Source organism: Acrocarpospora pleiomorpha (assembly GCF_009687885.1).
Lineage (GTDB): Bacteria > Actinomycetota > Actinomycetes > Streptosporangiales > Streptosporangiaceae > Acrocarpospora > Acrocarpospora pleiomorpha.
Genome location: NZ_BLAF01000042.1, coordinates 107497 through 114978, shown reverse-complemented (window position 1 = coordinate 114978; position 7482 = coordinate 107497). Strand labels below are relative to the sequence as shown.

Annotated in this window: 5 protein-coding genes; 4 read left to right on the top strand and 1 reads right to left on the bottom strand. The window is 66.7% G+C overall.

The genetic code is table 11. The features are described 5' to 3' along the window. Positions 1-80 precede the first annotated feature (80 nt). Positions 81-1313 carry a metallophosphoesterase gene (locus Aple_RS31905; RefSeq protein WP_246264922.1) on the bottom strand — a complete coding sequence of 411 codons (1233 nt, stop codon included), beginning with the start codon at positions 1311-1313 and terminating at the stop codon, positions 81-83. Positions 1314-1531: 218 nt separating this feature from the next. Between Aple_RS31905 and Aple_RS31900 the strand changes: the two genes are divergently transcribed. From Aple_RS31900 to tmk, 4 genes are all read left to right on the top strand, one after another. Then, positions 1532-2182: a cupin domain-containing protein gene (locus Aple_RS31900; RefSeq protein ID WP_155348427.1), complete on the top strand. Its 651-nt coding sequence runs from the start codon at positions 1532-1534 to the stop codon at positions 2180-2182. A gap of 488 nt (positions 2183-2670) precedes the next feature. Then, the gene (locus tag Aple_RS31895) at positions 2671-4050 is read left to right on the top strand and encodes a uracil-xanthine permease family protein (RefSeq protein ID WP_155348426.1); all 1380 of its coding nucleotides are present in this window, start codon (positions 2671-2673) and stop codon (positions 4048-4050) included. A gap of 11 nt (positions 4051-4061) precedes the next feature. Then, complete coding sequence (locus Aple_RS31890) at positions 4062-4790, top strand: cysteine hydrolase family protein (RefSeq protein ID WP_155348425.1); 729 nt, start codon at positions 4062-4064, stop codon at positions 4788-4790. 261 nt (positions 4791-5051) lie between these two features. Further along, the gene (gene tmk, locus Aple_RS31885; RefSeq protein WP_155348424.1) at positions 5052-7106 is read left to right on the top strand and encodes a dTMP kinase; all 2055 of its coding nucleotides are present in this window, start codon (positions 5052-5054) and stop codon (positions 7104-7106) included. Positions 7107-7482 lie beyond the last annotated feature (376 nt).

Sequence of the window (7482 nt, the reverse complement as noted above, 5' to 3'; positions counted from 1 at the left end):
GGCGGAGCCCGAGGGAAATCAAAGGGCTGGGTGGGTGGGAGTTCCACCGCAATCAATCGAACACCGGGCGGCGCGGACGGTTAAGGGTGGAGTTCGAGTAGGGCGATTTCTGGAGGGGCGCCGACGCGGACTGGAGGGCCCCAGAAGCCGGCGCCGCGGGTGACGTAGATCTGGGTTCCGTCGATTACGTCGAGGCCTTGGACGACTGGTTGTTGTAGGGGGACGATGAGGTTGAAAGGGGCCATTTGGCCGCCGTGTGTGTGGCCGGAGAGTTGTAGGTCGACGCCGTAGCGTGCGGCGTCGTGGACTTGGACCGGCTGGTGGGAGAGGAGCACGACCGGGCGTGTGGTGTCTCGTCCGGTGAGGGCGTTGGCCATGTTGGGGCCGTCGTCCATGGTGGTGCCGTTGACGTCGTTCACGCCGGCCAGGTCGAGGGTGGCGCCTGCGTGGGCGATCTCTACGCGTTCGTTGCGCAAGGAGCGCACGCCGAGCGTGTTGAGTTCGTCGATCCACTCCTTCGGTCCGTTGGCGGTGTAGTACTCGTGGTTCCCTGTGACGAAATATGACCCGTAGCGTGATTCGAGGTTCCGCAGGGGACGGGCCAGCGGGCCCAGTTCGGCGACCGTTCCGTCTACCAGGTCGCCGACGATCGCGACGATGTCGGCCTCCAGGCCGTTGATCATTCGGACGATTCGTTCGGTGTGGTTGATGCCGGTGAGCGGGCCGAGATGGATGTCGCTGACGACGGCGATGCGGAAACCGTTCATCCGTGGATCCAGCCGGGCCAGCCGAACGGGGACTCGCTCGATGATGGGGTCGCCCAAGGCGGTGCGCATGCCGTACCCGACCGTGGCGATTGCGCCCACGCCCGCGACGGCGGCAGCCGTACGAGAGAGGAACAGGCGTCGGTCGAGTTGTGGCATGGCGGGGTTCTCGTCAGGCGCGATCTCATGCGTGGGCGGCGCGCCGCCGGCGGGCACCGGAACCGGGAGCGCCTGGCTTGGCTTGCGCTCGCGGCGCCTGAGGGCGATCAGGGCGATCGCCCTGGGGATCTCCAGCGCGAGCAGGATGACCGCCAGGTAGAACATGATCGCCAGCCAGAGGTAGCCAGGCCACGCGAGCGCGTGCCCTGCCTCCGAGGGGAAGACCCTGGTGCCGATCAAGGCCACGACCAGCAGTCCGGCGAGCACGATCAGCGTCCATGTCAGGATCCGCCGGTTCCGTCCCGGGGCCGTCGTCCCCCGGACCAGCCGCCGCCACAAGTAGTAGTGGATCCCAAAGACCGCAGCCAACACGAAAGCGAGAAATCCCACGACCTGCCCCACTCCGACCTCCGCCGCCCCGGGCGGGCCGGCCGCCATGTCCCCCCGCAATGCTACGAGTCCACCGGCGGCCCAACCGCAGCCTCTCAGCCGCCCCTCAGGATCCCCCGCCAGCAGCACGTGACCGGGCGGCCAGGGTGTCAACCGAACTTGACCAGGTTCACTGTGGCTGAAAGTGTAAGCGCCTGCGCCCCTTGATAGGAGAAGACATGAACCCTGCGAGCGCCAGCGGAGCCCCGGCGTTCGGCAAGGAGAAGACCCCCACGTCGCCGACGCCGAAACAAGCGAGCGCCGACGAGACCATGGTGCAGGTCGGAGCCAAGATCCGGGCGCTTCGCTCCCGCCAGGGCCTGACGCTCAAGGACGTCGCGGAGCGCACGGGGATCAGCGTCTCGATGCTGAGCATGCTCGAACGCGGGGTCTCCAGCGCGTCGGTCGGGACGCTGGTCTCGGTGGCCTCGGCGCTGGGCTCGCACATGTACGACCTGTTCGACCGGCCCGAGTCGAAGAGGGAGCACCCCGTGACCCGGCTGGGGGAGCAGATCGTGGTGCACACCGCCGAGGGCGTGACCCGCCGCGTGGCACACAACGACACACGTGCGGGGGTGGAGATGGCCGTCAACGCGTACACCCCCGGCAGTGCCAGCGGCCCGCGGGCGACGCACCACGGAGGCAGGGAGTTCGGCGTCGTGATCTCGGGTGCCCTCGCGGTGGAACTCGACGGCGACTCCCACCTGCTCGAACCCGGCGACGTGATCTCCTACGCGTCGGCCCGCCCGCACCGGATCGTCAACGTCGGCACGACGGAGGCCACCGCGGTCTGGATCAACATCGATCCGACCTGGGCGGATTTAACCTGACCTACACCATTGCCGTGTGACGGAGAACCTGCCAACCTCAATCGGCATGCGTATCGTTTCCCCTGATCAGAGGGGCCCTGAGCGTGGCCTACGCGATTGAATCGGCGAGCGGGGGCACGCCAGGGCGGTCCCAGCCCAGTGAACCCGGATCTCGACGGTGGGTTGGCCATACCCGGCCGCACGTACCAGCACGACATCAACCGAGTGCCCGATCTTGCCGGAACACGGACCGTGGGCGTCCGCGGCGGGCTGCGTCCGCGGCATCGTCACCGACGCCAGCAAGGTGATCATTGGCGCGCTGCTGGGCTTCCTGCTCAGCCAGAAGAGATGATCGCGATTTCAATATCGCTGAATCATGACGCCGGATTTGCAGCCAGATTTCAACACGACTGTAACATTGACGCCTTTCGTGGCCCGCGAGTCACATGATAGGACTTCATCTGTACTGAAGTCAGTACAACCACACCGCATACAGATCGGTGATCAACATGGACCAAGCCCCGTCAGCAACTTTGGCCATCGGCATCGAACAGCGACTCTCGGCCCCCAGGACCGGGCTGTTCGGCCTCCAGCACCTGCTCGCCCTCACCGGAATCTGGATCTTCCCGGTGCTCATCGGCCAGTCCTTGAACCTGTCGCAGGTGCAGGTGAGCCACATCGTCCAGGGTTGTTTCCTGATGACGGGGATCATCACCGTGCTCCAGTCGAGCCGCCTGCTGAAGCTGCCCATCGTCCAAGGCCCCACCGCCGGGTTCTTCGTCGCCCTCAGCGCGGCCGGCGCCACCTTCGGGCTCGGCACCGCCTTCGGGTCCATGATGGTGGCCGGGCTGATCTGTATGGTGCTCAGCATCCCGATCAAGCACTTCGGGCTGTTCGGTCACATCTCCAAGCTCTCGTCCTCGCCCATCGTCTTCGGCACGCTGTTCGTCATCATCGGCGGGCAACTGGCCAGCATCGGCCTGAGCGGCTGGTTCGGGGTGCCGGGAACCCCCGGATACGGGAGTCCCAACTTCTGGGTCAGCATCATCACCGTCATCACGGTGCTCGGCTGCCTGATCTTCGGGGGCAACTCGGTGGTACGGCGCGCGGCGATCATCTGGGGCATCGCCGCCGGAACCCTGGTCGCGGCCGTCGCCGGCCTGTGGACCCCGGCCGGCGCCGGGTCCGTTCCGCTCGTTCACGCCCCGACCTGGCTGCCCTTCGGCTTCGGCGTCGAGTGGTCGGTCGTCGTGGTGATGCTGCTCGCCTTCTTCCAGGCCGGCGCCGAGTCCGCCGGAATGTACAGCCTCGTCGGTAGCTGGGGTGGGCAGCAGGTCGGGCTGAGCCGTACCAACCGGGGCCTGTTCACGGAGTTTTTCGGTACGACGGTGGGCTCGCTCTTCGGCGGGATCGGCACCACGTCCTACCCGGAGAACGCCGGGATCATCCGGGTCACCGGCGTGGGCAGCCGCTTCGTGACGGCCACGGCGGGTGGCGCGGCCATCGTGCTGGCGTTCATCCCGGGCGTCAGCCTGTTCATCGCCGGGCTGCCCTCGCCCGTCCTGTCGGCCGCGTCCACGATCCTTTTCGGGATCATCGCGATGAGCGGCGTACAGTTGCTAGCCACCGTCGACTGGGATGACCTGAACCTGGCCGTCGCGGCGCCGGCGTTCATCATCGCCCTGGGGCTCCAGTTCCTGCCCGCCGAAATCACGGCCGGGATCTCCCCGAGCGTCGCCGCCATCGTCGGCAGCCCGATGATGCTCGGAATTATCATGCTGGTAGTCCTCCACCTGATCGTAAACGTCGGCATCCGGCCGATACTTGAGCGCGGGAGGCCCGCAAACGCCGAGCCGCTCGCGGTCGGGCAGTCCTCGTCACACGTCTGAAGGCGCACACCATGCCCTATCACTACGTTTACGAAGAACGCAGGCCGCTGCCGGACGATGGCCGCTACCACGACTTCGTCGTACCGGACAGGACCGCCGTCGTCTCCATCGACATGCACCAAGGGCACCTCTCGGACTCGCCGCTGTGCCCCTGTCCCGCCCCCAGGGGACGCGACATCGTCGCGGGGATCGACGGCTTCCACCGGGAGGCGAGGGCGGCCGGCGTCCCGATCATCCACGTACGGTCGGAGCTGCGCTCCTCTGGTGTCGATGACGTACGGGGAATCCCGAGCGCCTGGCGTACGACGTTCCCCGAGTATGTCGGCGACATCCCGAACGCGGCGGAGCACGCGCTCGCCGGCAGCCTGTGGACCGAGTTCGCCACCGAGATCGACCCACGGGACGAGATCGTCACCGGCAAGAAGCGCCTGTCCGCCTTCTATCCCACCGATCTGGACTTCCTGCTCCGGCAGATGGGCGTCACGGCCGTGGTGCTCGACGGCATCATGGCCGACTGCTGCGTGCTCAACACCGCCTTCGACGCCTCCAACCTCGGCTACCGCGTCATCGTGGCCCGTGATCTCGTCCGCGGCACGGACGAAGGGCTCGAACGGGCCGCCCTGAGCATGATGTCGCTGCACATGGCCCTGGTCATGGACGCGGACGACATCCTCGGCGCCTGGGGGCTACCTCTAGGGCCCGAGAATCCGGGTTCGGTCAGGCGGGGTGGGAGGTTCTGATTGGGGTTGGGGCCTATCTGGTGGGTGTGAGCAGCCGGAACGGATGTGGTGGGGCGGGGGATTGATCGAGGTCAAGGGCTGGCTGGTTGGGGTGAGCAGGGGGAATGGAGGGGCGGAGGGGTTAGAAAAGGGGATGACGATCGCGTTGACCTGACTGCGCCAGACAGCTGTGACGTAATACCCTCAGGCGATGAGCAGGCGGGGCAAATCCGGCCCGCTCGCACCCCCCAAGCCCAGCAGACACCTGGATACGCTGACATCATGAGCTCCCCTGGCCGGGCGGTCCCTCGCCGCAAGCCGCCGCATGTGCTGGCGAACGCGCCTTTCCGCAGGTTGTGGACGGCGATGTCGGTCTGCAGCCTCGGTGACTGGCTCAACATCATCGCGCTCACTGCCCTCGCCGGTAACCTCACGCAGGACGACGGTTACCAGACGCAGAGCCTGGCCATCGGCGGTGTCTTCATCGCCAAGATGCTGCCCGCGATCCTGCTCGGCCCGGTGGCCGGAGCCTTCGCCGACCGGTTCGACCGGCGTCTCACCATGGTCCTGGCGGACGTCTCCCGGTTCGCCGTCGTGCTGTCGATTCCGCTGGTCGGCAGCTACCAGTGGATCGTGATCGCGACATTCCTGGTCGAATGCGTGAACCTGTTCTGGGTTCCGGCCAAGGACGCGACCGTCCCCAATCTGGTGCCAAAGGATCGGCTGGAGGAGGCCAACCAGCTGAACCTGCTCGTCACGTACGGCACCGCGCCGCTGGCCGCCGCGCTGTTCGCGCTCCTGTCGGTGACGGTGAACGTGATCGGCTCGTTGGCGCCGTCGTTCAGTGGGCAGCCCACGGATCTGGCGTTGGGGATCAACGCGCTGGCGTACCTGGTGTCGGGCGCGTTGATTTTCACGTTACGTGACATTCCGAGGGGGCATGTCGGGGCTGCGACGCCGTCGGTGCTCCGGCAGATCGTGGAGGGATGGCGGTTCGTGGGTGCGAACCGTACCGTCCGGGGGTTGATCATTGGGATGTTGGGGGCGTTCGCCGCGGGTGGGGCCGTGGTGGGGGTCGCCAAGACGTACGTGGAGGTGCTTGGGGGAGGCGACGCCGCGTATGGGACCGTGTTCGGGGCCGTCTTCGTCGGCATGGCGCTGGGCATGTTCTTCGGGTTGCGGCTGCTGAGGGAGCTGTCGCGGCGGCGGTTGTTCGGGTTGTCGATCATTCTCGCGGGCACCGTGCTGGTGGCGATCGCGCTTATCCACAACCTGGTGATCGTGGTCATGCTCACGGTTGTGCTGGGAGCGTGCGCGGGGATCGCCTGGATCATCGGGTACACGATGATCGGGCTTGAAGTCGAAGATCAGTTGCGTGGGCGGACGTTCTCGTTCCTGCAGTCGCTGGCCCGCGTGGTGCTGCTCATGGTGGTCGCGTTCGGGTCGACGCTGGCGGGGCTGTTCGGCAGCCATCCGTTCACGATCGGCGGGATGAGTTACCGTTTCGACGGGTCCAACCTGGTGATGCTTATCGGGGCGCTGGTCGCGGTGATCGTGGGCGTGCTCGCGCTCAGGCACATGGACGACCGGCGTGGCATCCCGATCAGCGTCGATCTGCTGGCCGCGTTGCGGGGCGAGAAGTTCGTGCCCACCGAGGATGAGCAGGCGCGTGGCATGTTCATCGCGTTCGAGGGCGGGGAGGGTTCCGGCAAGACCACACAATCCCGGCTGCTCGCCATCTGGCTGCGCGATCAGGGCTTCGATGTCGTCCAGACGCGCGAGCCTGGTTCGACCAAGATTGGCATGCGGCTGCGGGCGATCCTGCTGGACTCCACCCATCAAGGGCTCTCTGCCCGCGCGGAAACCCTGCTGTACGCGGCCGACCGGGCCGAACACGTGGAAAAGGTCATCCGCCCGGCTTTGTACCGGAATTCGATGGTTGTTTGTGATCGATATGTGGATTCGTCCCTCGCGTACCAGGGCGCCGGCCGCTCCCTCGACACCGAGGACGTGGCCAAGGTCAACGCCTGGGCCACCGGCGGCCTGGTCCCCGACCTGACCGTCCTCATCGACGTCCCACCCTCGGTGGGCCTGCGCCGCTTCGCATCTCCCGCGGACCGCATCGAATCTGAACCAATGGACTTCCATGAACGAGTCCGCCGCGAATTCCGCTCCCTCGCCACGGCCGAGCCGGACCGCTATTTCGTCGTCGACGGCACCCTCGCTCAAACTGAGGTCACCCGCTTGATTCAGGACAAGGTCCGAGAAATCCTTCCGGATCCTGTCCCTCTTGAGGCTGAGGCCAATACGGGGACCATGCCGGCCATTCGGGATTAGGCGGTCCCGGCGAAGCCCAGAGAGCGCCCGAAGCCGGGCGGAGCGTGCGGGGCTGCTCTGGAGGGCGAAGCCCCGGAGAGCCGTCAGTTCCGGGCGAAGCCTGTAGGGCAGTTTGAGGGGTCTGGAGGGCGAAGCTTCCCGGGCAGGCAGTTCTGGGGAGCTGCGGAGAGCGGGTGATGCCCGTGGGCCGGTCTGGAGGGCGAAGCCTCCCGGGCAGATAGTTCTGGGGAGCCGCAGAGGGCAGGCGGAGCCTGTGGGGGGCATTCTCTTGGCGGGCAAAGCTCGGCGGCATTCAGTTCCGGGCGAAGCCTCGGAGGACGGGTAGTTCCGGGGCGAAGCCACGGAGAGCGGGCGGGGCCGGGCGGAGCCCGGGGAA